Below are 26,010 nucleotides of genomic sequence, written 5' to 3' on the forward strand. Positions count from 1 at the left end.
TGCGCGACCCGTTGCGCGCGGCAGGCGATGTCGCGCCGCCGCGCGTTCCGGCCGGTTACTTCGGCAGTGCGCCCGTCACCGCCTGGAGCAGCGTCGACACCGGCGCGAGCGGGTTGTTCGCCGAGCTGTTGCCCGAATGCGGCGTGACCGACAGGCCCGGCGTGGAACCCAGCGCCGTCCCCAGCGTCGTGCCGACCGCATTGACGACCGTCGCCGTCGCGTTGCCGCCCGTCGACAGCAGCGAACCGGCTGCGCCCGCCGTGCTGCCCGCCGCGCTCGCGCCCGAGCCGAGCAGGCTGCCGCCCGCTGCCGCCGTCGAACCGGCCGCGCCCGACAGCGTGCCGGCCGCCTGCCCGAGGGCTGCCGGACCGTTCGCGAGGGCGCCCGTCACCGAACCGAGCGCACCGGTCAGTGCGCCGGCCGGGTTGCTGCCGCCGGTCAGACCGCTGACGAGGTTCGTGATCGGCGCGATCGGGCTGCTGCCGCCTGCGCCCGACAGCGTGCCGACGACCTGGTTCACGACGCCCTGCACCGGCGCCAGCGGATTCGTGCCACCGAGGTTGCCGAGTGCGCCCGTCACCGAGTTGACCGCGTTGCTCAGCGCGCCGGCCGGACTGCCTCCGCCGAGCGTGCTGACGACCTGGTTCACGACACCCTGCACCAGCGCCAGCGGATTCGTGCCGCCGAGGTTGCCGAGTGCGCCCGTCACCGAGTTGACCGCGTTGCTCAGTGCGCCGGCCGGATTGCCGCTGCCGAGCGTGCTGACGACCTGGTTCACGACGCCTTGTAGCGGGGCCAGCGGGTTCGAGCCGCCGAGGTTGCCGAGTGCGCCCGTGACCGAACCGAGCGCGCCGGCCGCGTTGCCGCCCGTCGGCAGCGCGTTCTGCAGGCCGCTGACGAGGTTCGTGATCGGCGTGATCGGGCTGCCGCCGCCGGCGCCCGACAGCGTGCCGACGACCTGGTTCACGACGCCCTGTACCGGGGCGAGCGGGTTCGTGCCGCCAAGATTGCCGAGCGCACCCGTCACCGAGTTCACCGCGTTCGTCAGTGCACTGGCCGGGTTGCCGTTGCCGAGCGTGCCGGCGAGTTGCGTAACGACGCCTTGCACCGGTGCCAGCGGGCTCGACACGCCACCGACGTCGCCGAGCGTGCCCGTGATCGTATTGACCGCGTTGCTCAGTGCGCCGGCCGGGTTGCCGCTGCCCAGCGTGCCCGTGACCTGGTCGACGACGTCCTGGATCGGCGCCAGCGGGTTCGTGCCGCCGACGTTGCCCAGTGCGCCCGTCGCCGTGCCGAGTGCGCCGGTCAATGCGCCAGCCGGGTTGCCGCCGAGCGCGCCCGTCACTTGATTCACCGCGCCCTGAACCGGCGCCAGCGGGTTCGCGCCGCCACCGATGTTGCCCAGCGCACCCGTGACCGTGCCGATCGCACCGGTCAACGCACCAGCCGGGTTGCCGCCACCAAGCGCACCCGTCACCTGATTGACCGCGCCCTGAACCGGCGCCAGCGGGTTCGTACCGCCACCAACATTCCCCAGTGCGCCCGTTACCGTGCCAACCGCATTGCTCAACGTCCCCGTCGCCGTATTCAGCGCACCAGCCGGGTTGCCGCCACCGAGCGCACCCGTCAGCGCATTCACCGCGCCCGGCAAAGCCTGCGCCGGATTGCCCAGCGACGTCTGAATCTCGCCCGCCCCGCCCGCCGCCACGGTGACCGAACCCAGCGGCGACGTGCCGGTCGCGGCCAGCCCGATCGATGCGCTGTTCGTCGGCGGGTTCACGATCACTTGCGGAATCGGCAGCCCATCGAGCGGCCCCGCGATGGCCGAACCGGAAGCCAGCACCCCGAACGCCGTCGCGACCGACAGCGCCACACCCGTCAACTTAATATTTTTCCCCATCCTTACCCCATCTCGGTTGGCACTACGTTGATAAAGCATGGGGACGGATCGCACGAAGTGTGCCACCTCGATAAAACGGATTCATTCGTTGGCTCATTGCAAGCCAATAACGTTTTTATATGGATTTCCCGGGGAAACAGACGGACCGTGACGAGTCAATCATCCGACGAAAAAGGCGTGCGGGGCGCGGATGTAACGTAACGTTTGCGAGTCCCGAGGTAACGTGTTCCGGTACATTCTGGGTCACATCGGAACGGGCCGTTACGAAGCGTCGCCGGATTGCCCGGGCGGCCCGGACAGCCCACCTGTTTCACATTGCATTTCCATGAAAATGCGTTGATAAATCGCTTGTTTTCTGACCTTCTTATATCGCGATTTCTTTCCGATCAATTACGCAGACCATGTCCGGTTGCGCGGATTTCGATAATGCGGAAAGCCGAATGAAAAGCCGTGACGGCCGCATCCCGCCGCGACGGGTTCAGCAGAAGCGCGCGGGCCGGTACGGGTGGGGATCGAGGTAGGTCGGCGCACCCGTCATCATTTCGGCGAGCAACCGTCCTGTCGCGGGGCCGAGCGTGAGTCCGTGGTGGCAATGGCCGAACGCGAACCACAAATGCCGATGGCGCGGCGCAGGCCCGATCACCGGCCGCATGTCGGGCGTGCACGGCCGCATCCCGAGCCACGGCGCCGGGTCGAGCCGTTCGCCGATGCCGAATGCGTCGCGCGCCAGCGGCTCGGCACGCGCGAGCTGCACGCCGGTCGGCGCCGCGCCGCGCAGTGCGATCTCGACGCCGGTCGTGAGCCGCAGGCGGCCGCCCTCCATCGGCGCGACGACGAAGCCCTCCTCGGTATCGCACACGGGCACGCTCAGCTGCGGGCGGGTCGGCCGGTAATGCATGTGATAGCCGCGCTTCACGCGCAGCGGAATCCGGTAGCCGAGCGGCGCGAACACGTGATCGGACCACGGCCCGAGCGCGACCACGGCCGATCGGGCCGAGATCGGCCCGTGTTCGGTATCGACCTGCCAGCCGTCGCGCACCTGCGCGAGCGTCGTCGCGTCGCCGAGCACGAACGTGCCGCCCTCGCGCTCGAACAGCCGCGCGTATGCCTTCGTGAGACCGCCGGGGCTCGACACGGTCTTCGGGTCCTGCCAGTGGAATGCGCCGCAGAATGCGGCGCCGATGCCGGGCTCGCGTTCGCGCAACGCGTGCGCGTCGAGCACGTTCATCCGCAACCCGTGGGCGTCGGCCACCCGCTGCTGCACGCGCGTTTCCGCATCGAACAGCGCGGGCGAGCGAAACGCCTCGATCCACCCGCCGTCATGCACGAGCGGCTGCGCATCGGTGCGCACGAGCAGCGCGTCGTGCTCGACGACGCTCGCCGCGACGAGCGGCAGCATGTCACGCGCGGCGGCCGCGAGCCGCTGCGGCGACGATTCGCGCCAGAAGCGCGCGAGCCAGCTCGCGTATGCGGGCAGCGCCTTGTAGTCCCAATAGAGATCGACCGAGCGGTTGCGTGCGTAGCGCAGCAGCGTGCCGAGCCGGCGCGGGAACGCGTACGGCACGACCGACGAGCGTTCGATCAGCCCGGCATTGCCGTGGCTCGTTTCCTCGCCGGGCGCACGCCGGTCGACGAGCGCGACGCGCAGCCCGCGATCCTGCAGATGCAGCGCCGACGATACGCCGACGATGCCGGCCCCCAGAACGATGACGTCGAAATCCATGCTTTTCCGTACTGCGTCGAGATTCGTTGCGACGCGCGCCGGCACCGCGGCCGGCGCGCGGCCGGGCTTACTTCGCGACGATGTCGCGCTTGAAGTACTTCTGCGACAGCGCGCTCAGCGTGCCGTCCTTCTTCAACGCATCGAGCGCGCCGACGATCTTCGCCTGCAGCGCCGTGTCGCCCTTGCGCATCCCGAAGCCGGTGCCTTCTCCGAGCGTCGCGGGATCCTTCAGCGGCTCGCCGACGATCTGGTAGTCGCGGCCGGCCGGCTTGTCGAGGAAACCGTCCTGCGCGGTCTGCGCTTCCTGCACGGCCGCGTCGAGACGACCGGCGACGAGATCCGCATAGATCTGGTCCTGGTCCTGATACGACACGACGGCCACGCCCGCATTCGCCCAGTGCGCCTTCAGGAAATCCTCCTGCGACGAACCCTGCAGCACGCCGACGCGCTTGCCGCGCAGGCTCGCGGCATCCGGCCGCAGCGGCGAGCCGCGGTGCGCGACCATCACGATCGGCACCACGTAGATCGGCGGCGTGAAGTCGATGCTCTGCTTGCGCTTCGCGGTGATGTTCATCGCCGAATTGATCGCGTCGAACTTGCGCGCCTGCAGCGCCGGGATCAGCCCGTCGAACGCGTTCTCGACCCACACGCACTTCATGTTCAGCCTCGCGCAGACCGCGTTGCCGACGTCGACGTCGAAGCCCTGCAGCTGGCCGGCCGGCGTCTTGCTCTCGAACGGCGGGTAGGCGGCTTCGATCCCGAAGCGCAGCGTGGTCTGTTCCGCGTGGGCCGTGACGGCCGCGCATGCAAGCGCCGCGACGGCGCAGAGGGAAAGCTTCCAGTTCATGACGGATTTCCTTCGATTCCGGATTGAGGCGATGAAGACCGATCGCGCGACGCCGTTGCCGGCCGCCGGATCGGCATGCGATGCAGCCGGCCGCCGTACGGCAGACACGCTGTATCCACACGCCAAATATAGACTCTTAGTCTACTATAGACTATAGGGGATACGATAATCGCAGCGCGGCCGTGGTCGGCGGCAATGTTGTCGATCACGCCAAACCCCGTTGATTTATCGAGATTTTTCCTTCGAAAGGCGGCACGATCGAGTCTCGAAAAGAAAAATCTACCCGAGTTCTTTTGTCTATATTAGACTTTTAATCCATTACGAACACGGCCGGACGCCCTCTTTCGAGACAGTCCTGTCCGGCCCCCGACCGGAGAAGTCCCATGACGCAACCCGCCCCGACCCTGCCGCTGACCGTCGACGAAGCCGCGGTGCGCGCGGCGCTGCCGTCGCTCGACGTGCTCGGCACGCTGCGCCGCATGTTCGCGTCGCTTGCGTCGGCCCGCGCGGTGCAGCCGCCGCAAACCCTCACGCCGTTCCCCGAACAGGCCGGCGATTTCATCACGTACCTCGGCGTGCTCGCCGACGAGCAGGTGTTCGGCGCGAAGCTGTCGCCGTACGTCGTGACGGGCGGCAAGCCCGACGGGAGACCGATCGTCACCGCATGGACCGCGCTGATGTCGATGCGCACCGGCCAGCCGCTGATGTGGTGCGATGCGGGGCTGCTGACGGTCGAGCGCACGGCCGGCACGACGGCGCTCGCGGTCGACTGCCTCGCGCCGCGCGACGCGCGCCGGCTCGCCGTGATCGGCACGGGCGCGGTCGGCCTCGCGCATCTGCGCCACACGGCTGCACTGCGCGACTGGGCTTCGATCAGTGTTCATTCGCCCGCACTCGCCGGCGACCCGGCGCTGCAGGCGACGCTCGCGCAGATCGATCCGCGCGCCCGCCCGGCCGCCAGCGTCGAGGCGTGCGTGCGCGATGCGGACGTCGTGATGCTGTGCACGTCGTCGGGCACGCCGGTGCTCGCCGACGGCATGCTCACACGTCCCGCGCTCGTCACGTCGATCAGCACCAACGTCGCGCGCGCACACGAGATCCCGCCCGCGTGGCTGCCGGACATGGACGTGTACTGCGACTACCGGCACACGACGCCCGCGAGCGCGGGCGAGATGCAGATCGCGGCGGCCGGGCACGGCTGGACGCCCGAGCGGATCGTCGGCGACCTGCCCGCGCTCGTCGCTGGCACCTGCGCGGCGCCGTCGCGCACGCGTCACGCGTTCTTCCGCTCGATCGGCCTCGGTCTCGAGGACATCGCGATCGCCCACGCGCTGTACACGCACCTGATGCGCGCATGAGCGGCACGCGCACGCGGGGCCGATACAATGGCGCAACCGCCGCGGCGGCAGCGCGCGGGCGCACGGACATGCCGGTCGACGGCACGCCGGCGCGCCGCGTCGACGCACCGCCCGGCCCCCGCTCACCCGAGATGGCGATTCCGATGCGCAAGAAGCAATCCCCCGTCAAAGACCTGCTGCTCACCCGCTATGCACCGATCGCCGACGGCATCGCGGCGCTGTTCTTCCCGTACGCGGAAGTCGTGATCCACGACCTGCACGACCAGACCGTGCTGTACCTCGCGAACAACCTGTCGAAGCGCGAGGTCGGGGACGACTCGGCGCTCGAGGAAATCGATCATTCGGCGCGCGAGCGCGTGATCGGCCCGTACGAGAAGCTGAACTGGGACGGCCGGCGGATGCGCTGCGTGAGCAACGTGCTGTTCGACGACGAAGGCCGCCCGGCCGGGATGATGTGCATCAACTTCAACATCGCGGTGTTCGACGACGTCCGCGCGACGCTCGACGTGTTCATCAAGGGCGCCGGCATCGTCGCGCAACCCGACGAGCTGTTCCGCGACGACTGGCAGGAGCGCATCAACACGTTCCTGCACGGCTGGCTGCGCGAACGGCAGGTCGGCCTGAACGGCCTCACGCGCGAACACCGGCGCGAACTCGTCGAGGCGCTGCATGCGGAAGGCGCGTTCCGCGGCAAGAGCGCCGCGAACTACGTCGCGAACGTGCTCGGGATGGGGCGCGCGACCGTCTACAAGCACCTGAAGCATCTGAAGGAAACGCAGGGCGACGCGTAAGCGGCGTGCTCCGCGGGCCGGGTCGCCGGACATGCCGCCGTCGCCAGCATGGGCAATCGCTACCGTTACGTGCCGTCCGTTTCCATGCTTCGTGATGCGTCGAAGGCCGGCCCGTTCCGCCCGGGGCAGGCCACGGCGAAGCGTCGAAGCATAAAGTGATATAGTCCCGGTTACATTTATTTGCCGCCCCGGACCGCCCATGACGACCACCCCTGCCCCGACTGCCCGCCCGACCCTGACCGTCGAAATCTGGTCCGACCTGATCTGCCCGTGGTGCTGGATCGGCAAGCGCCGCTTCGACGAGGCGCTCGCCGCGTTCGCGCACGCCGAGCACGTCGACGTCGCGCTGCGCGCGTACCGGCTGATGCCGGGCCAGCCGGTCGAGCCGGTCGAGGCGATGCTCGCCGGCAAGTACCGGATGTCGCCCGCGCAGGTCGAGCAGATGCTGCGCCAGGTGACCGATGCCGCCGCGAGCGTCGGGCTCCACTACGACCTGCCCGGCACGGTCGTCGGCGACACGCTCGACGGTCACCGGCTCGTGAAGCTCGCGGAAGCGACCGGCCGCGCCCATGCGCTGACCGAACGCCTGTACCGCGCCTATTTCTGCGAGCACGGCTCGCTGTTCGACCACGCGGCGCTGAGCGACTTCGCGGTCGAAGCGGGGCTCGAGCGCTCGGCCGTCGACGCCGTGCTGCGCAGCGACGCATACCGTGACGAAGTCGAGGCCGACATCGCGCGCGCCGCGCAGATCGGCGGACGCGGCGTGCCGCTGTTCGTGTTCGGCGGCCGCTACGCGGTGTCGGGCGCGCAGCCGGCCGACGTGTTCGCGCAGGCGCTCGAGCAGGCGTGGCGCGACGGTGCGATCGTCGAATTCGCCGGCGACGACGCGGCCGCCTGCGGCCCCGACGGCTGCGAACTGCCGCCACGCGGATAACGTCCGGCGCCGCGCGACACCCGCCGCCGCTACGCGTCGCTCCTGCCACAAACCGGCAGGAAGCGGGTGCCGCCGACGTCTACAATGCAGCCTTTCAAACAACTGTCAGAAGGCGGCAGGCCCATGACCCACGGGATCCACGGCGAAAAGCGCTGGTACGCGCTGATCGTCCTCTGCCTCGGCGTGCTGATGATCGTGCTCGACAGCACGATCGTGAACGTTGCGTTGCCGTCGATCAGCACCGACCTCCACTTCACCGGGACGGCCCTCGTGTGGGTCGTCAACGCGTACCTGCTGACGTTCGGCGGCTGCCTGCTGCTCGGCGGCCGGCTCGGCGACCTGTACGGCCAGCGGCGCATGTTCCTCGCGGGCCTCGTCGTGTTCACGCTTGCGTCGCTCGCCTGCGGCCTCGCGCAATCGCAGACGATGCTGATCGCCGCGCGCGCCGTGCAGGGCTTCGGCGGCGCGATCGTGTCGGCCGTGTCGTTGTCGCTGATCATGAATCTCTTTACCGAACCGGGCGAACGGGCACGCGCGATGGGCGTCTACGGCTTCGTCTGCGCGGGCGGCGGCAGCATCGGCGTGCTGCTCGGCGGGCTCTTGACGAGCACGCTGTCGTGGCACTGGATCTTCCTCGTCAACCTGCCGATCGGCATCGCGGTCCATGCGATGTGCATCGCGCTGCTGCCGCGCATGCGCGCGCCGGCCGGCGCGGCGCGCCTCGACGTCGCGGGCGCGGTCACCGTGACCGCGTCGCTGATGCTCGCGGTCTACGGGATCGTCGGCGGCAATGAGGCCGGCTGGCTGTCGACGCAGACCGTCGTGCTGATCGGCGCGGCCGTCGTGCTGCTCGCGCTGTTCGTCGCGATCGAGGCGCGCGTCGCGCATCCGCTGATGCCGCTCACGCTGTTCGCCGCGCGCAACGTCGCGCTCGCGAACGTGATCGGCGTGCTGTGGGCCGCCGCGATGTTCGCGTGGTTCTTCCTGTCCGCGCTCTACATGCAGCGCGTGCTCGGCTACGGGCCGCTGCAGGTCGGGCTCGCGTTCCTGCCGGCGAACCTGATCATGGCCGCGTTCTCGCTCGGGCTGTCGGCGCGGATCGTGATGCGCTTCGGGATCCGCGGCCCGATCGCGGCCGGCCTGCTGATCGCCGCCTGCGGCCTCGCGCTGTTCGCGCGCGCGCCGGCGGACGGCGGCTTCGTCTGGCACGTACTGCCCGGCATGACGCTGCTCGGCATCGGCGCGGGCGTCGCGTTCAATCCGGTGCTGCTTGCCGCGATGAGCGACGTCGACCCGGCCGACTCGGGGCTCGCGTCGGGCATCGTCAACACCGCGTTCATGATGGGCGGCGCGCTCGGCCTCGCCGTGCTCGCGAGCCTCGCGGCCGCGCGCACCGATGTGCTCGCGGCCGCTCGCACGACGCCGCTCGACGCGCTGAACGGCGGCTACCACGCCGCGTTTGCGGTCGGCGCGGCATGCGCGGCCGCGGCCGGGCTGCTCGGCCTCGCGCTGCGCATCCGCCGCCAGGACGCCGTGCCGGGCGCCGGCCCGGCGATGCACTGACGGCCGCCCCGCCTCGACCGGGGGGCGCGCCGTCACGCCCCGCTCCCGCCTTCCTCCCCGATCCGGCGCGCCCCGCCCGACAGCCAGGCATCGGCCGCACCGCCTGCCGACGCCGGCGCGCCGCCCCGCCGGGCCCGGCGCCCGTTCAAACGCCCGTTTCACCCGCCGCGAACGGCCCGTCCGGCGGACTTTCCCGGTCAATTTTTAACGTAGTCGTACATCGACGCGCCACTTTTGCGACAATGGCAGACTTTGACCCGCGCGCCGCCGCCGAACGCCGCATAACCGCCTGCTTCCGATGTCGCTTCCCCATATCGATCTGCTGTACTCCCTGTCCGGCCTGTTCGTCGGCATTCTCGTCGGCCTGACGGGCGTCGGCGGCGGCTCGCTGATGACGCCGATCCTCGTGCTGCTGTTCGGCGTCCACCCCGCGACGGCGGTCGGCACCGACCTGCTGTACGCCGCCGCGACCAAGGCCACCGGCACGCTCGTCCACGGGCTGAAGGGGTCCATCGACTGGCGCATCACCGGCCGGCTCGCGGCCGGCAGCGTCCCGGCCGCGGCCGTCACGCTGTGGGTGCTGCACACGCACGGGATGAATTCGCCCGGCACCGCGCGGATGATCCAGCTGGTGCTCGGCATCGCGCTGCTGCTCACGTCGCTCGCACTGATCTTCCGTCCGCAACTGACCGCGCTCGCCGCGCGCAACCCGCTCGCGCCGAGCCCCGCGCGCACGCTGTGGTCGACCGTGCTGACGGGCGCCGTGCTCGGCGTGCTCGTGTCGATGACGTCGGTCGGCGCCGGCGCGATCGGCGTGACCGTGCTGCTGCTGCTGTATCCGATGCTCGCGACCACCCGCATCGTCGGGTCCGACATCGCGCACGCGGTGCCGCTCACGCTCATCGCGGGCATGGGTCACTGGCTGCTCGGCTCGGTCGACTGGTCGATGCTGCTGTCGCTGCTGCTCGGCTCGCTGCCCGGCATCGTGCTCGGCAGCCTGCTGTCCGCGCGCGCGCCCGAGCGGCTGCTGCGCAACCTGCTTGCCGCGACGCTCGTCGCGGTCGGCGTGCGGCTCGTGCTCGCGTAAGCGGCGCGGGCGCCCTTCCGCCGCGGTTATCTCCTTGTGCCCGCCGGCGCATGACGCGCCGGCCCGTCTCCCGCCGCACAAGAAAACAGCCCGACCGGCCTGCGCCGATCGGGCTGTCGTCCATCCGGGGCGGTGAGATCCGCGCACGGCCCGGCGGCGAACCGGGGCGACGCGCATCGCATCGCGCGGGCGGCGCGCACGCCGCCCGCTGCGCTTACTGCCCCTGCTGCTGCAATTGCTGCTGCCTGAGCTGCTGCGTGCGCGCCTGCAGCTTCAAGACGCGCTGCAGCGCGGTACGGTTCGCGAGGATGCCGTCGTAGAAGTTGCCGAGGTCGCCCTTCAGCGCGGTCCGCGATGCGTCGTTCAGGTAGATCATGTGGCCCGACGGGTAGTTCCTGATCGTCAGGTTCCGCGCCTTGAGCGTCGGATCGAGCGGCATCTGCGCGAGCGTCAGCTCGGTCTGGTGGAACGGCGTGACCGCATCGAAGTAGCCGTTCGCCGACAGCACCTTCAGGTCCGGGTTCACGCTCATCGTCGCCGCCAGGTCGCCGGCCGTGTACAGCGTATTGCCGCCGCCCCGGTTCGCGCCGGTCGGGTCCGTGTGGCTGAAGTCCCAGTTGTTGAAGACCTGGTCGTTCAGGTCCACGAACGACGACGTCGACGTGTACTTGAGATCGGTGTTGATGTAGCTGTTCCACAGCACCGTGTACGCGCCGCCGACGTTCGTGATCGACGGATCGTTGCTGCCCGAGTTCGGCAGGATGTACGGCGCGATGCCCTTGCCCGTGAAGTTCGCGCGACCGTCGTACTGGCCGATCTGCGTGCCCGGCACGAGCGTCAGGAAGAACGTGTACGGCGGGTTGTCGTCCGACGACGGCACGTTGCCGAGCGCGGCCGGGTTGCCGAAGGTCTGGATCAGCGACGTCGGATCCGTGCCGATGTACGCCCCCATCTGCTGCGCGGTCTGCAGGTTCAGGTTCAGCCGCACGTTCACGAAGCCGCCGTCCTGCGGGTTCGGCTTCTGCGCGAGCGGCGCGAGCGTGTTGTCCGCGTAATTGCGGGCCTGCACCATGTACGCGTCGAGATCGGTCGGCGTGGGGTTGAGCGTCGTCTTCTTCCAGTAGAACGCGTCGGCCGCGAGTGTCGGGAACGTGCCCGGCGCGGACAGCGCATTCGCATAGTCGAGGATCGACGACTGCAGCGTGATCCCGTTCAGGTCGATGCCGTCTTCATGCAGCACCCACGACACGACCGCGCTGCGCGCCGTGCCGTACGACTCGCCGAACAGGAACTTCGGCGAGTTCCAGCGCGCGTACTTGGTCAGGTAGCGCTGGATGAAGCGGTCGATCGAGTGCGCGTCCTGGTCGGTGCCCCAGAAGTCCTTGTTCTTCGCCGGGGCGATCGCCGCCGAGTAGCCGGTGCCGACCGGGTTGATGAACACGAGGTCGGAGCGGTCGAGCAGGCTGTCCGGGTTGTCGAGCAGCTTGTACGGGGCCGGCGGCGTGAAGTTCGGGAACGACGACTGCAGGCGCTTCGGCCCGTACGAGCCGAGCAGCAGGTACACCGACGACGAGCCGGGGCCGCCGTTGTAGAAGAACGTGACCGGGCGCGGCTTCGACGGGTCCGGGTTGTCCTGCGTGTACGCGACGTAGAACATCTTCGCGTTCGGCGCCGACGTGATCGGATCGATCGTGGTCAGGTGGCCGGAGGTGGCCGTGTACTTGATCGTCTTGCCGCCGATCGTGACCTGACGGTGCACGACCGCGGCCCCTTCGGTCGAATCCGTGACCGCGTCGTCCGGTCCGGTGCCGTACACGTCGTTGTCGACATACGGCTGGTCGGCCACGGCAGCCGTTGCGTCGGTGCTGGCCGACGTGCTGCCGTTCGACGTCGTCGCCGCCGCCGCGGTGGCGGCGGCCGGGCCGGACCCGTCGTCGCCGCCGCATCCCGTGACGAGCAGCGCCGCGGCCGCGGCTGCGGCGAGCGGCATGCTCAGTGTCGTTCCAAATAGCGCGAAACCGTCTTTCAAGGACTTCAGTGTCGTCATTATTGCCTCTCGAACAGAACGATAAATACCGCCGGCGCAAAGGATCATTCGCGCCGGCGCTCCGCACCGGGAGCGCATTCGTTTTGCGATGCACCCCGAGTTTTTACCGGATCGACGAATACCGGCCGGCATGATTTACCCCACCCATATTCCGCTACCGCGCAATGGAATCAATTCCATTGCGACCGGCAATTCAATACTGCGCGGCAATGCGAATTCAGGCCCGTGATCCGCATGCACGAGAAATCGCAGGCAAAAGTATTCCCTGCAAAGCCGGCCAGGCAAGGCGCCGCCGCTTCGAACAGACGAACGATCCCTCTCGGCGAGATGTCGATTAATCGCAAAATGGCGACCAATCCCAGCTCGAGCCGATTTAATAAAATCGAAAGGATCGATTAATTATATGGAAAGGAATATTTTCTCTACAGTAATTTATTAAATTAATTGAAAATACCGGCGCATATTAGATTCCGGGTTTTCCGCCGTAAAGTAATAATTTGTTACAGCGCGTGCCATTCCGATAAAGGCCAGTACGGGACCGATTCCAGTCGCCGAAAAGCAAAAAGCCGGACGGTGGTCCGGCTTCGGAAACGCGGCGCGGCGGGCGCCGTCAGAGCGGCACGTCGACTGCGCCGGCGCCGGCCGTGATCGCGTTCGCGCCGGGCGACGCCGAGATCGGCGGCAGGTTCGTGCTCGTCAGCGCGGGCGCGGCGCCCGGCGTGCCGCCGCGCGGCACCGTGCGGATCACCTGTGACGGCGGCAACGCAGCGCCGTTCTTCAGGTGCCGCCACATCAGGTTCAGCGCCTGCAGGTCGTAGTAGTGGACCGGCACGAAGCGCGTGTCGAAACCCGCGACGGGCAGGAACGCGTCGAAGTGCTGCCCGTTCGTCACCTCGTAGAACACGAGCTGGCTGCGGCCGCCTTCGCTGAGGCTGTTCTGCGCGACGTACGCACGCGATGCATGATTCACCGGCACGAGCGCGTCGCTGCGGCCCTGCACAATGATCGCAGGCTTGCCCTGCAGGTTCGCGTTCACGCGCACCGCATCGACGTTCGCCGGCATGTCGAGCATCCCGTTGGTCCACAGCTGGCGCAGGCACAGCGCGCCCGCGAAGCTCGCGTCGGGCGTCGCGAGCCGGTGGTCGACACCCGCGCCGGTGTTGAACACCAGATTGACGCCGGCCGTCGGCGGCACGCCGTTGCCGAGGCCGAACACGGCCGGCATCGGCGACGCGGCGGGCGGCGCGACCGCGCCCGTCGCCGCGCTGGTGGTCGCGAAGCTGAAATTGCACAGATTGTCGGTCACGCGCGAGCGCGTGTACGCGTTCGCATAGGTGACCGCGATCGCCGGAATCGCCTGCGAATCCCACATCGACGCCTGCAGCAGGTCGGAATCGGCGAGATAGCCGGCCGCGTGCAGCTGGGCGAGCGCGTCGGCGGCCTGGCTCTGCGTATCGGCACCCGCCACGAGCCCGGCCGCCGCGAGCGTCGCGCAGCGCTGCGTGCGGATCGACTGCGTGGTGGCGGCCGGCAGCGCGCTCAGGTACGGCGCGTCCGCGAGCGACGCCGACGCGGCCGCGCACGGCTCCAGCAGGTTCGCGAGCGTCGCGTAGTCGGCCAGCGGCCGGCCGAACGACGGCACCGGCCGGCCGCCCTCGCGCACGACCGCGTTCGGCGCCATCCGCACGTTGACCTGCGGCTCGCCGACCACGACCGCGGTGATCCAGCGGCGCGTGTCCTGCTCGGCCGCCGCGAGCGCCGCGCCGCCGCCGTTGCTGACGGACGCGGCGATCGTCGTGATGTCGCCCGGGTGGTAGCGCACGCCGTGATGCGAGCTGTCGAGCAGCGGCCCGAACTGTTCGTTGAGCGCCCAGTACGCGAATTCGACCGACTGCAGCGTCGCGTGCCCCCAGTCCTGTTCGGGATTCTGCTGCGAATGCGCGTGCTTGAATGCGTAGCGGTTCGGGAAGCGGCCGTTGAACGCGGCCAGGTCGCCGCTCGTCACGTTCGCGGTGAAGAGACTGGCATTGCCGGCGAGCACCGCGTTGGCGAGCGTGCCGTCGATCAGCGTGATCGTGTCGGAACCGAGCTCGTGCGCGCCGTTGCCGCCGCCCTTGTCGTTGTACGCGACCGCGCAGCCGCGCTTGAGGCCCCACTCGCCGGCCGCCGAGATCGCGCCGTACACGCCGCGCGAACCCGACGACGTCGCGGTGACGATGCACGGCTGCGCGGGATCGAAGCTGGCCGGCACCTGCACGAGCAGCGTCACGTTCTTGCGGCCGCTGCCGTCGTCGGAATACGCGAGATATTCGGTGCCGGGAATCTTGCCTTCGCCGAGCGTGTCGTTGCCGTCGAGGTCGACGTTCGGCCCCCAGAAGCGGCCGTAGCCGCCGTTCGCGCTCATGTCGACGAGCGCGCGGTAGTTCGACCAGATCGCGAGGCGGCGCAGCTCGGCGCTCGTCGGACGGGACGGATTCGCGAACGCGGGCGCGGTGGCGACGGCGAGGCCCGTCTTGCCGAGGCCGGCCGTCAGCAGGTCGTCGCTCGAGCCGTCATAGGCGGTCGTGCGCACGCTGCCGGACACGAAACCGGGCAGCCGGTTGCGCTCGCCCGAATCGTTGCCGTTGCAGGCACCGAGCAACGTGAGCGCGGCCAGCGCCGCGCCGACAAGAATCCGACTGCCCCACCCGTGCGTCGTCATTGCCGCCCTCTCGATATCGTTATCGGTCCGCCGCCTCGTCGTGCGCGGCTCGCGGCCGTTGAAGCGCAAACAGGCCCCGGCACGCCGGGGCCCGCCTGAAATCGGGCGCGAGCGGCGCGCATGCGCCGCCCGCCCGGCGTCATTGCTGCTGGACCGTCAGCTTGTTCGTGACCGACATCACGCCCTTCACGCCCTTCGCTGCCTCTTCCGCCTTGTCGATCTGTGCCTGGTCGGGCACCGTGCCCTCCAGCGTGATCGCCCCGCCCTTCGAGCGCACGACGAGGTTCGCCACGTCGATGCCGCCAGCCTTCGTAATCGCCTTGCGCACCGCGTAGCCGAGCTTGCGGTTCTCCTTCTTCGCCGCCTTGGCCGCGGCCTTCGGCGAGCTCGCCGCCGCGGCCGGCGCCTCGGTTGCCGCCGCATCGCTCGACTGCGCGTATACGCTGCCTGACAAACAGGCCGCCACGGCCGCAACACCCAACGCTCTCAACACGATCGACTTCATGCTATCTCCTTGTGACTCCGGAACGGCCGTGCACAGTACGGCCGAATACCCCCAAAGGCAGCCGGCCCGCGCGCGAACGGGCGGGACGGCCGATGATTTCCACGGCGATGCGAGAGAGGCGACACGGGCCGGCAGCCGGCGCGCGCGAATGCGGGCCGGCCGGGCCGGACAGCCGCCGGCCGGACGCGCCCGGTCTCATTGCGTGCCGGGTCGCGCGCGAATCGGGCGCGGCTGCGTCGCACAATGTAATCCAGCGCCCGCCGAAGCGCAAAGCTTTTGACGCGCGGCCGCCCGCCGTCAGCGGCGCGCCCGCCCGGATCCGCGGCCCCGCCACGGCGTCCGACTCGCGCACGCCAGAGGAAACCGGGTACCATCGCCGCCAGAACGCGCATCGCGTGCATCGTCCGTGACGGTCGTCATCGATGCGTCACGCCCGTGTCATCCGCCGACGCCATGAAGCCAGCCAGCCCTCGCCCGCCCCGCCGCATCCTCGCCCGCTTCGTCGCGGTGTCGTGGCGCGACCTCGCGCTGTCGATCGGCCCCACCGTGCTGCTCGCGGCCGCGGCCGTCTGGCTCGCGGTCAAGCTGATCCAGCCGGCGCCGCCGTCCACGCTCGTGATTTCGTCCGGCCCGCCCGGCAGCACGTACTGGAACGCCGCGCAGAAATACAAGGCGATCCTCGCGAAGAACGGCGTCACGCTCGACGTCCAGTCGTCGGAAGGGTCCGCGCAGAACCTCGAGCGGCTGTCGAACCCGAACGCGCCGGTCGACGTCGGCTTCGTGCAGAGCGGCATCGGTCCGAAGGAGCGCGACGAGCACCTGACGTCGCTCGGCAGCATCGGCTACGTGCCGCTCGCGATCATGTACCGCGGCCCGGTCGTCGCGCGCCTGTCCGACTTCAAGGGCAAGCGGCTCGCGCTCGGCGCGGAAGGCAGCGGCGCCCGCGAATTGAGCCTGGCGCTGCTGAAGATGAACGGCATCGTGCCGGGCGGCTCGACCGAGCTGCTGCCGACCGCCGGCGAGGACGCCGCGACCGCGCTGCTCGACGGCAAGATCGACGCCGCGTTCCTGTCCGGCGACTCGACCCAGATACCGGTGATGGCGAAGCTGTTCCGCGCGCCCGGCGTGCACGTGTACTCGTTCACGCAGGCCGAGGCGTACGCGCGGCGCTTTCCGTACCTGACCGCGATCACGCTGCCGATGGGCGTCTACGATCTCGGCCGCAACCTGCCGCCCGCCGACATCCATACGGTCGCGCCGACGATCGAGCTGGTCGCGCGCGATACGCTGCACCCCGCGCTGTCCGACCTGCTGATCGAGGCCGCGCGCGAGGTGCACGGCCACGCGACGATCCTGCAGCACGCGGGCGAATTCCCGTCCGCCGTCACGCGCGGCTTCCCTCTGTCCGACGACGCGGCGCGCTATTACAAATCGGGCAAGACCTTCCTGTACCGGCGGCTGCCGTTCTGGGTCGCGAGTCTCGTCGACCGGCTGCTCGTCGTGGTGGTGCCGCTGATCGTCGTGCTGATCCCGGGGCTGCGGCTCGTGCCGTCGCTGTACGGCTGGCGGGTGCGCTCGCGCATCTACCGCTGGTACGGCGCGCTGATCGCGCTCGAGCGCCGCGCGCTCGGCGAGCATACGGCCGATGAGCGCGTCCAGTTGCTCAACGAGCTCGACGACATCGAGGAAGCCGTGAACCGTATGAAGATGCCGCTCGCGTACGCGGGGCAGTTCTACGTGCTGCGCGAGCACATCGGCTTCGTGCGCGAGCGGCTCACCGCGCTCGACCACGACGCCGCCTCGGGCACTTCGGGCACTTCGGGCACGCCAGGCGCCGGCGCCCCCGCGACGGCACGCGCCGGCGATGCATCGCCGCCGGCCGGCGAGCCCCCCCGGGCGACTCCCGGTTCCGCGTGAGCGGCCGATCCGCGATCATTGCTGCATGCGCGCGCCGCCGCGTAACATGAAGGCCGCCGCCGGGCGCGCACGCCCCACCCTCTGGAGATCGTCATGACAACCGGCCTCGACACCGCCCAACCCGCCTGGTTCTACGACTTCGTGTCGCCGTTTTCCTACCTGTTGCTCGAACAGGTCGACAAATGGCCGGACGTGCCGTTCGAACCCGTCGCCGTGTCGCTGCTCGACCTGCAGCGCCACTGGGGGCAACGCCCGAGCGCCGACGTGCCGGCCAAGCGCGTGTTCACGTACCGCCACGCGCTGTTTCGCGCAGAACAGCTCGGCATCCGCTTCAAGATGCCGCCCGCACATCCGTTCGATTCGGACAAGGTGCTGCGCCTCGCGATCGCGCTGCGCGCCGACATCGCGACCGTGCTGGAAATGTTCCGCTTCATCTGGCACGACGGCAACGATCCGTCTACGCCGGACGGGTTCGCCGCGCTGTGCGAACGCGTCGGCGTCGGGCACGGCGACGAACTGATCGAATTCGAGGAAACGAGCGCGCAGTTGCGCCGCAACACCGACGACGCCATCGCGCTCGGCGTGTTCGGCGTCCCGACCTTCTGGATGAACCAGCAGCTGTTCTGGGGCGAGGATGCGCTGCCGATGGTGCTGTACTGCGCGCGCACGCCGAACTGGCTCGAATCGCGCGAGGTCAAGCGGATCAGCACGCTGCCCAAGGGGCGCGCGTGATGGCCGGTATCATGCACGGCAACGCGTGCCTGCGGTAAGGTTACGCTTCGCCTGAATCACCCCGCCCCGATGGAAGACGACGACCGTACCGCCTCGCTCGATATCTGGCTCGTGCGCGTATTGCGCACGCTGCTGCTCGAGCGCAGCGTCACGCAGGCCGCGCTGCGGCTGAACCAGACCCAGCCCGCGATCAGCACCGCGCTGCGCAAGCTGCGCGAGACGCTGAACGACCCGATTCTCGTGCGCGGCAAGTCGGGGATGGTGCCGACCGAATATGGCGCGTCGCTGCTCGGTGCGGCATCGCGCGCGCTGCGCGAGGTCGACTTCATCGCGACGCCGCACGGCGACTTCGACCCGTCGTCCGCGCGGCGCACGTTCCGCGTCGCCGCGCCCGACTACCTGAACGATTTCTTCATGCCGACGCTGATCGAGCGCTTTCGCGACGCGGCGCCGCATGCGCATCTGGAAATCGACTCGCTGAATCCCGCGCTCGATCACGCGGAGGCGCTCGAATCGGGTGCGCTCGATCTCGTGATCGGCAACTGGCCGAAGCCCGACCCGCACTTCGCGCGCCAGGACCTGTTCTCCGACACGATCGTATGCCTGATGCGCGACGCGCATCCGCTCGCGCGCGAACCGCTCACGCGCGAGGCGTATGCGTCGGCCGCGCACGTCGCGCCGACGCCGTACACCGGCGACAAGCGCAACGCGATCGAGATCGGCCTCGCACGCGCGGGCCTCACGCGGCGGATCGTGACAACGCTGCCGTACTTCGGGATCGTGCCGCAGGTGCTGCTGCAGTCGGACCTGATCTTCACGACGACGCGCCGCTTCGCGACGCACTATGCGCAGTTGCTGCCGCTCGTCGTCGTCGCGCCGCCCGTGCCGTTCCCGCGCATCAAGAGCTACCTGCTCACGCACCCGCAACCCGATCGCCCGACCGACATCGCGTGGCTGTGCGCGCTGATGCAGAGCGTGTCCGACGAGTTGACGGCCGCGCGCGGCCGCAAGCGCTGAACCGGCGCTGACCCGGCACGGGATGGCCCGCGCGGGATCACGCGGCGCGGCCGCTCAGGCCGTGCAGAAGGTTTCCTGCAGATGGGTCCAGCGCACGACGCCTGCCGCGTCGCGCGCGAACACGGCAGTCGCGCGACGCGCGGGCAATTCGCCCGACGCTGCGTGCTGCGCTTCGAGATAGGTGAGCACCGCATGCGACGCGTCGGCCGCCAGCACGCGGATGTCCGACAGCGCGATGCGCAGCCCCGGCTTCGCGCCGCCGAGCTTCGCGAACAGCGCGCGCGTGCCGTCATGGTCGAACACGCGGCCGTCGGTCATGATCATCGTGAAATCGGTGGAGAAAGGCACGAGCAGCGTATCGAGCGCCGCGGGTGCGGTATCGGCGCCGGACAGCCAGCGCTCGATGGCGACGAGGCTCGCATCGAGCGCGTCGAGATAGACCTGATGATCGGACATGGCACCTGCACGCATGACGCGCGGCCCGATGCCGCGCGATCCGTGCAGTGTAGGCAAAAACGCGCGGACGTGCGTCGGGCGTCTCGGCCCTCGTCGTTACCGCGCGCAGCTCACGTCGTCGCGCACGCGCCCGGCCGCGGCCGCCTTCGCATCGGCCACCGGCATGCCCGAGCGGGCCTGCAGCAGCTCCGCGCACACCGCCACCGCGATCGCGCCGGGCGCCTTGTCGACGATGCCCGCGATGCCGATCGGGCACACCATCTCCGCGAGCCGCGCCGGGTCGACGCCGCGCGCGGCGAGCCGGCGCTCGAACTTCACGCGCTTGGTGCGCGAACCGATCATCCCGAAGTACGCGAAGTCGCGCCGCCGCATGATCTGCGCGGCGAGCGAAAAGTCCAGCGCGTGGTTGTGCGTCATCACAAGGAAATATGCGCCGGGCGGCGCCGCGTCGACGACGGCCTCCGGCGTGTCGGTCGGCTCCGGCTGCACGTTCGGCGGACATTCGTCCGGGAACAGTTCGTCGCGCGTGTCGACCCACTGCACGACGCACGGCAACGCGCCGAGCAGCGTGACGAGCGCGTGACCGACGTGCCCTGCGCCGAACAGCACGATGTGCATCGGCGGCGGCGCGGCGGTCGCGCGGTTGCGCCGGCCGGTGCCGGGCGCGAACGTCTGCGCCGGTGCGGTGCCGCATGCGCCGTCACACCCGGCGGCGGGCCCGTGCGAAGCGGCACGCAGCGAACGAGCGGGCCCGTTCATGTCAGTCTCCGCCGGGCCGCCCCAAGGAGGCTGACCGCCCCCTCGGGGGGCAGCGAACGAAGTGAGCGTGGGGGTCGTTTCATATCAGCCTCCGCCGGGCCGCCCCAAGGAGGCTGACCACCCCCGCGGGGGGCAGCGAACGAAGTGAGCGTGGGGGTCATTCTCATCTCAGCCTGCCCGCGCGGCGCTCGCCGCACGCACCGCATGCACGGCACGCAGGATCGACTCGCCGGTGGCCGGCGCGTCGAGCGGCGGATTCACCCGGTAGTCGCCGACCGCGGCAATGGCGTCGCGCACCGCGAAGAACACCGAGAACGGCAGCAGCAGCGGCGGCTCGCCGACGGCCTTCGAACGATGGATGCTGTCCTCCACGTTGCGGTTCTGGAACAGCCGCACGTTGAACTCCGGCGGCGTGTCGTTGACGGTCGGGATCTTGTACGTGGACGGCGCATGCGTCATCAGCTTGCCGCCCGCGTTCCACCACAGCTCCTCGGTCGTGAGCCAGCCCATCCCCTGGATGAACGCGCCTTCGACCTGGCCGATGTCGAGCGCCGGGTTCAGCGATGCGCCGACGTCGTGCAGCGCATCGACGCGCAGCGTGCGCATCTCGCCCGTCAGCGTATCGATCACGACCTCCGATACGGCCGCGCCGTACGAGTAGTAGTAGAACGGCCGGCCCTGCAGCTTCGACTGATCCCAGTACAGCTTCGGCGTCGCGTAGAAGCCGTCGGACCACAGCTGCACGCGCGCGAGATACGCCTTCGCGATCACCTCGCCGAACGGCACGCTCGCGCCGCCGACCCACACGAAGTCGTTGCCGAACTTCACGTCGGCCGCATCGACCTTGCCGTCGCCGAACTGCTTCGCCGCGAACGCCGCGAGCCGCTCGCGCAGCTGGCGCGCCGCATCCTGCGCGGCCTTGCCGTTCAGGTCGGAGCCCGTCGACGCGGCCGTCGCGGACGTGTTCGCGACCTTGCTCGTGTCGGTCGCCGTCACGCGGATCCGGCCGAAGCGGATGCCGAGCTCGTGCGCGACGACCTGCGCGACCTTCGTGTTGAGCCCCTGCCCCATCTCCGTGCCGCCGTGGTTCACCAGCACCGAGCCGTCGGTGTAGATGTGCACCAGCGCGCCGGCCTGGTTGAAGTGCGTGACGTTGAACGCGATGCCGAACTTCACCGGCGTGAGCGCGATGCCCTTCTTCAGCACCGGGTTGCGTGCGTTGAATTCGCGCACGCCCGCGCGGCGCGCGCGGTAGTCGCTCGTCGTCTCGAGTTCGCCGAGCAACTCGTGCAGCACGTTGTCCTCGACCGTCTGCCCGTAAGGCGTCACGTTGCGCTCGGTCTTGCCGTACAGGTTCGCGTAGCGCACGTCGAGCGGATCGCGGCCGAGCGCACGCGCGACGTCGTCGAGGATGTACTCGATCGCGAACGCGCCCTGCGGGCCGCCGAAGCCGCGGAACGCGGTGTTCGACTGCGTGTTGGTCTTGCCGCAGTAGCCGGCGATGTCGACGTCGCCGAGCCAGTACGCGTTGTCGAAGTGGCACACCGCGCGCGTCATCACCGGGCCCGACAGGTCGGCCGAGAAGCCGCAGCGCGACGTCATGTCGAGCGCGACGCCGTCGAGGCGGCCGTCGTCGTCGTAGCCGACGTCGAAGCGGTAATGGAAGTCGTGCCGCTTGCCGGTGATCATCATGTCGTCGTCGCGGTCCGGACGCAGCTTCACCGGACACAGCAGCTTCCACGCGGCGAGCGCCGCGCAGCACGCGAACAGGCCCGACTGCGACTCCTTGCCGCCGAACCCGCCGCCCATCCGGCGGCATTCGACCAGCACGTTGTGCGACGCGACACCGAGCACGTGCGCGACGAGGTGCTGCATCTCGCTCGGGTGCTGCGTCGAGCAGTACACGTGCATCCCGTCGTCGTCCTTCGGCACCGCGTACGCGATCTGCCCTTCCAGGTAGAACTGCTCCTGGCCGCCGAGCAGCATCTCGCCCGACTCGCGATGCGGCGCGGCGGCGAGCCGCGCGGCCGCGTCGCCGCGCGCGAGCTTCAACGGCGGGATCACGTAGGTTTCGGCCTTGCGCGCGTCCTGCGCGGTCAGGATCGCGGGCAGTTCCTCGTAGTCGACCTGCGCGCGGCGCGCCGCGAGCCGCGCGATTTCATGCGACGTCGCGACGACGATGAACATCGGCTGGCCGACGAACTGCACGATGCCTTTCGCGAGCACCGGGTCGTCGTGGATGATCGGGCCGCAATCGTTGACGCCGGGGATATCGTCGGCCGTGAACACGGCGACCACGCCCGGCGTCGCGCGCACCGCGTCGAAGTTCATCGACACGATCTTCGCGTGCGGCTTCGCGGACAACCCGAGCGCCGCGTGCAGCGTGCCGGCGACGATTGGAATGTCGTCGGTGTAGGTCGCGCGCCCGCTCACGTGCAGGTGGGCGGATTCGTGCGGGCGCGAGACGTGGACCTGCGCGGCGTCGGCTTGCGGGTCGAGGGTGCTCAGGAACGGTTCTGCTTGCTGGTTCATGTTCGGTGTTCTCCGTCTTCAGACGCGCGCCTGGACATCGGCAGCTTCGGCGCCGGCTTCGGCGGCCACTTCACGCACATTCAGGGCTTGCGGCGGCAGCGGATCGTGCGGACGCGTCTCCAGCCAGAATCGATACATCAGGTTCTTCGCGGTATCGAGGCGATACGTGCTCGTCGCACGCATGTCCGACAGGGGCTGGTAGTCGCGCTCGAGCGCCTGCATCGCGGCCTGCGCGGTGGCTTCGTGCCACTGCGCGCCGTCGAGCACGGCTTCCGTGTGCGTCGCGCGCTTCGGCGTCGCGGCCATCCCGCCGAACGCGATGCGCGGCTCGCGGATCAGCTCGCCGTCCGCGACGAACGCGAACGCCGCGCACACCGCAGAAATGTCGGAGTCGAACCGCTTCGACAGCTTGTAGGTACGGAACTGCAGCTTCGCGCGCGCGCCGGTGCGGGTCGGCACCTTCAGGCCGACGACGAATTCGTGCGGCGCCATGTCCTTTTGCTGATAACCGGTGTAGAGCGCCTCGAGCGGCAGTTCGCGCACCGTGTCGCCGCCGCGCAGCACGACCCGCGCGCCGAGCGCGATCAGGCCCGGCATCGAGTCGCCGATCGGCGAGCCGTTCGCGACGTTGCCGCCCATCGTCCCCGCGTTGCGGATCGGCACCGACGCGAAGCGCTTCCACATTTCGGTCAGTTCCGGATATGTGCCGGCGAGCGCCGCATACGCGTTTTCGACGGTCACGCCCGCACCGATCTCGATCCAGTCGTCGCCGTGCACGACGTTCTGCAGTTCGGCGATCTGGCCGATGTAGATCAGGTCGTCGAGCCGGCGCATCTGCTTGGTGACCCACAGGCCCATGTCGGTGCTGCCGGCGAGGATCCGCGCGGCGGGACGCTCGATCTTCAGCGCAGCCAGCGCGTCGAGCGTGCGCGGCGCCGCGAAGCGCGCGCCGTCGAGCGTCGTGTAGTCGAACGTGTCGTCACGCTTGAGCGATGCGAGCGTGCGGGCCAGCGCGGCCGTGTCGACCGGGGCCGCCGGCGCGGGTGCATCAAACATCCGGACCGCCGCGTCGACGATCGGCCGGTAACCGGTGCAGCGGCACAGGTTGCCGGTCAGCGCATCGGCGATCTCGGTGCGCGTCGGCACGTCCTTCTCTTTCGCGCACGCGCTGCCGCAGCCTTCGTGGCCGTGCTTCTCGTACAGCGCCCACATCGACATCACGAAGCCGGGCGTGCAGAACCCGCATTGCGAGCCGTGGCAATCGACCATCGCCTGCTGCACCGGGTGCAGCGAACCGTCCGGCTGGCGCAGGTCCTCCACCGTCAGCAGCGCACGTCCGTCGAGGGTCGGCAGGAACTGGATGCAGGCGTTGACGGCCTTGAACGCAACCGTGCCCGCGTCGGTCAGCTCGCCGACGACGACCGTGCACGCGCCGCAGTCGCCTTCCGCGCAGCCTTCCTTGGTGCCGATGCAGTGCGCATCCTCGCGCAGGTATTGCAGCACGGTGCGGGTGACGTCCGCGCCGCTGACTTCGCGGACCGCGTGACGATGGTAGAAGCGAATCGGCTCACTCATGTCTCTGTCGTTCTTCAAGTGGGGGCAAGGCGGCCTGCGCGGGGCGCTCGACCGACGTTTCTCTGACAGTTTGCACGCTATCACCATCAAATTCCGCAACCCATAGCCCATCACGCATGGGGCCCATATAACTGCCGCGATATGAGCGCCGGGGCCGCGCGACGCGCGTCGTGCGCGTTGTCCCGCCTGGGTTCCGCGCCTGCCCGCACCGGTCCGTCATCGATCCTTCCGCACCGGAAACGGGTCGCGATTAACTAAATGGTACCTGCGTGAAAACCGGTTCCATGGGAAAATCCCGATTCCGTTTTTTGCCGCCTTCCGTTTCGTTTCGCTCATTCGATCCGACCCCATGTCAACCGATTCCGCCACACCGCCGCGCAGCGGGTTCGCCGTCACGCTGCAAATCGTGTCCGTCGTCTGCTTCACGTTCATCTGCTACCTGACCATCGGCCTGCCGCTCGCCGTGCTGCCGGGCTTCGTCCACGACGATCTCGGCTTTTCCGCGATCGTCGCGGGCGGCGCGATCAGCGTCCAGTATTTCGCGACGCTCGCGTCACGCCCGCTCGCCGGGCGTTTCGCCGATACGCTCGGGCCGAAGCAGACGGTGCTGCGCGGGCTGATCGGCTGCGGCGTGTCGGGCGTGCTGCTGCTCGTCGCGCTGCTGCTGGCTCACTGGCCGGTCGCGAGCCTCGTGCTGCTGGTCGCGAGCCGGCTCGTGCTCGGCGTCGGCGAAAGCCTGTGCGGCACCGGCGCGATCCTGTGGGGCATCGGCCGGGTCGGCGTCGCGCACAACGCGAAGGTAATCTCGTGGAACGGCATCGCGACCTACGGCGCGCTTGCGCTCGGCGCACCGGTCGGCGTCGCCATCGCGCATACGCTGAATCCGGCGCTGATCGGCGTGATCGTGATCGCGCTTGCGGCGCTCGGCTTCTACCTCGCGCGCCTGATCGATTCCGTGCCGCTCGTGCACGGCGAGCGGATGTCGTATGCGAGCGTGTTCACCCGCGTGCTGCCGCACGGCCTCGGCCTCGCGCTCGGCTCGGCCGGCTTCGGCTCGATCGCGACCTTCGTCACGCTGTACTACGCGGCGCGCCACTGGCCGAACGCCGCGCTGTCGCTGACCGTGTTCGGCACGCTGTTCATCGGCGCGCGCCTGCTGTTCGCGAATACGATCAAGACCTACGGCGGCTTCCGCGTCGCGATCGTGTCGTTCGCGTTCGAATGCTCGGGCCTCGTGCTGCTGTGGCTCGCGCCCGTGCCGCACGTCGCGCTCGTCGGCGCCGCGCTGACCGGCTTCGGCTTCGCGCTGATCTTCCCGGCGCTCGGCGTCGAGGCCGTCGCGCTCGTGCCGCCGGCGAGCCGCGGCGCGGCATTGTCCGCGTATTCGGTGTTCCTCGACCTGTCGCTCGGCATCACCGGCCCGCTCGCCGGCTATGTGGCCGGTGCATTCGGCTATCCGCAGGTGTTCCTGTTCGCGGCGGTGGCCGCCGCGGCGGGCGTCGCGCTGTCGATGGTGCTGTACCAGCGGCAGGCGCGGGTCGCGGGGAGCGGCGCAGCGGCTTGAGC

General features: G+C 69.4%; 19 protein-coding genes. 9 read left to right on the forward strand and 10 right to left on the reverse strand.

Annotation, left to right across the window (positions count from 1 at the left end; genetic code table 11):
* Positions 1-55: 55 nt before the first annotated feature.
* The 3 genes from DIE21_RS06590 to DIE21_RS06605 form a co-directional block, all read right to left on the reverse strand.
* Positions 56-1,900 (reverse strand): hypothetical protein, encoded by a 1,845-nt coding sequence (locus tag DIE21_RS06590; RefSeq protein ID WP_124496923.1) that lies wholly within the window; start codon positions 1,898-1,900, stop codon positions 56-58.
* Between the two features lie 478 nt (positions 1,901-2,378).
* Positions 2,379-3,623 carry an FAD-binding oxidoreductase gene (locus DIE21_RS06600; RefSeq protein ID WP_124496924.1) on the reverse strand — a complete coding sequence of 415 codons (1,245 nt, stop codon included), beginning with the start codon at positions 3,621-3,623 and terminating at the stop codon, positions 2,379-2,381.
* 67 nt (positions 3,624-3,690) lie between these two features.
* Positions 3,691-4,470: an ABC transporter substrate-binding protein gene (locus DIE21_RS06605; RefSeq protein ID WP_124496925.1), complete on the reverse strand. Its 780-nt coding sequence runs from the start codon at positions 4,468-4,470 to the stop codon at positions 3,691-3,693.
* A gap of 383 nt (positions 4,471-4,853) precedes the next feature.
* Here DIE21_RS06605 and DIE21_RS06610 point away from each other — a divergent pair, with 383 nt between their 5' ends.
* The 5 genes from DIE21_RS06610 to DIE21_RS06630 all read left to right on the forward strand — a co-directional run bounded on the left by DIE21_RS06610 (position 4,854) and on the right by DIE21_RS06630 (position 10,203).
* The gene (locus DIE21_RS06610) at positions 4,854-5,828 is read left to right on the forward strand and encodes an ornithine cyclodeaminase family protein (RefSeq protein ID WP_124496926.1); all 975 of its coding nucleotides are present in this window, start codon (positions 4,854-4,856) and stop codon (positions 5,826-5,828) included.
* Positions 5,825-6,619: a transcriptional regulator gene (locus tag DIE21_RS06615; protein WP_124496927.1), complete on the forward strand. Its 795-nt coding sequence runs from the start codon at positions 5,825-5,827 to the stop codon at positions 6,617-6,619. The genes DIE21_RS06610 and DIE21_RS06615 overlap by 4 nt, the downstream gene beginning before the upstream one ends.
* 199 nt (positions 6,620-6,818) lie before the next feature.
* On the forward strand, positions 6,819-7,553 hold the full coding sequence (locus DIE21_RS06620; protein ID WP_124496928.1) for a DsbA family oxidoreductase: 735 nt from the start codon (positions 6,819-6,821) through the stop codon (positions 7,551-7,553).
* A gap of 123 nt (positions 7,554-7,676) precedes the next feature.
* Positions 7,677-9,116, forward strand: a complete 1,440-nt coding sequence (locus DIE21_RS06625) for a DHA2 family efflux MFS transporter permease subunit (RefSeq protein WP_124496929.1) — start codon at positions 7,677-7,679, stop codon at positions 9,114-9,116.
* Positions 9,117-9,414: 298 nt separating this feature from the next.
* Positions 9,415-10,203 carry a sulfite exporter TauE/SafE family protein gene (locus DIE21_RS06630; protein ID WP_124496930.1) on the forward strand — a complete coding sequence of 263 codons (789 nt, stop codon included), beginning with the start codon at positions 9,415-9,417 and terminating at the stop codon, positions 10,201-10,203.
* A 214-nt stretch (positions 10,204-10,417) separates the two neighbouring features.
* Here the strand turns inward: DIE21_RS06630 and DIE21_RS06635 are convergent, their stop codons facing one another.
* The 3 genes from DIE21_RS06635 to DIE21_RS06650 all read right to left on the reverse strand — a co-directional run bounded on the left by DIE21_RS06635 (position 10,418) and on the right by DIE21_RS06650 (position 15,456).
* Positions 10,418-12,250 (reverse strand): S10 family peptidase, encoded by a 1,833-nt coding sequence (locus tag DIE21_RS06635; RefSeq protein WP_124496931.1) that lies wholly within the window; start codon positions 12,248-12,250, stop codon positions 10,418-10,420.
* A 610-nt stretch (positions 12,251-12,860) separates the two neighbouring features.
* On the reverse strand, positions 12,861-14,951 hold the full coding sequence (locus DIE21_RS06645) for a D-(-)-3-hydroxybutyrate oligomer hydrolase (protein ID WP_124496932.1): 2,091 nt from the start codon (positions 14,949-14,951) through the stop codon (positions 12,861-12,863).
* 139 nt (positions 14,952-15,090) lie between these two features.
* The gene (locus DIE21_RS06650; protein ID WP_124496933.1) at positions 15,091-15,456 is read right to left on the reverse strand and encodes a BON domain-containing protein; all 366 of its coding nucleotides are present in this window, start codon (positions 15,454-15,456) and stop codon (positions 15,091-15,093) included.
* Between the two features lie 453 nt (positions 15,457-15,909).
* Between DIE21_RS06650 and DIE21_RS06655 the strand changes: the two genes are divergently transcribed.
* The 3 genes from DIE21_RS06655 to DIE21_RS06665 all read left to right on the forward strand — a co-directional run bounded on the left by DIE21_RS06655 (position 15,910) and on the right by DIE21_RS06665 (position 19,122).
* A complete protein-coding gene (locus DIE21_RS06655; protein WP_124496934.1) occupies positions 15,910-17,373 on the forward strand; it encodes a TAXI family TRAP transporter solute-binding subunit in 1,464 nt (487 codons plus the stop codon).
* 93 nt (positions 17,374-17,466) lie between these two features.
* Positions 17,467-18,105 carry a 2-hydroxychromene-2-carboxylate isomerase gene (locus DIE21_RS06660; protein ID WP_124496935.1) on the forward strand — a complete coding sequence of 213 codons (639 nt, stop codon included), beginning with the start codon at positions 17,467-17,469 and terminating at the stop codon, positions 18,103-18,105.
* Between the two features lie 69 nt (positions 18,106-18,174).
* Entirely contained in the window at positions 18,175-19,122 is a 948-nt protein-coding gene (locus DIE21_RS06665; protein ID WP_124496936.1) for a LysR family transcriptional regulator, read from the forward strand.
* 54 nt (positions 19,123-19,176) lie between these two features.
* On the opposite strand, the gene DIE21_RS06670 is transcribed toward DIE21_RS06665, so the two are convergent.
* The 4 genes from DIE21_RS06670 to xdhA form a co-directional block, all read right to left on the reverse strand.
* A complete protein-coding gene (locus DIE21_RS06670) occupies positions 19,177-19,578 on the reverse strand; it encodes a polyketide cyclase (RefSeq protein ID WP_124496937.1) in 402 nt (133 codons plus the stop codon).
* Positions 19,579-19,674: 96 nt separating this feature from the next.
* Positions 19,675-20,337 carry a xanthine dehydrogenase accessory protein XdhC gene (gene xdhC / locus DIE21_RS06675; protein ID WP_124496938.1) on the reverse strand — a complete coding sequence of 221 codons (663 nt, stop codon included), beginning with the start codon at positions 20,335-20,337 and terminating at the stop codon, positions 19,675-19,677.
* Positions 20,338-20,505: 168 nt separating this feature from the next.
* Complete coding sequence (xdhB, locus tag DIE21_RS06680; RefSeq protein WP_124496939.1) at positions 20,506-22,869, reverse strand: xanthine dehydrogenase molybdopterin binding subunit; 2,364 nt, start codon at positions 22,867-22,869, stop codon at positions 20,506-20,508.
* An 18-nt stretch (positions 22,870-22,887) separates the two neighbouring features.
* Positions 22,888-24,444 carry a xanthine dehydrogenase small subunit gene (gene xdhA, locus DIE21_RS06685; RefSeq protein WP_124496940.1) on the reverse strand — a complete coding sequence of 519 codons (1,557 nt, stop codon included), beginning with the start codon at positions 24,442-24,444 and terminating at the stop codon, positions 22,888-22,890.
* A gap of 349 nt (positions 24,445-24,793) precedes the next feature.
* On the opposite strand from xdhA, the gene DIE21_RS06690 reads away from it, so the two are divergent.
* Positions 24,794-26,008 carry an MFS transporter gene (locus DIE21_RS06690; RefSeq protein ID WP_124496941.1) on the forward strand — a complete coding sequence of 405 codons (1,215 nt, stop codon included), beginning with the start codon at positions 24,794-24,796 and terminating at the stop codon, positions 26,006-26,008.
* The last annotated feature ends 2 nt before the right edge of the window (positions 26,009-26,010 follow it).

Source organism: Burkholderia sp. Bp9140 (assembly GCF_003853425.1).
Lineage (GTDB): Bacteria > Pseudomonadota > Gammaproteobacteria > Burkholderiales > Burkholderiaceae > Burkholderia.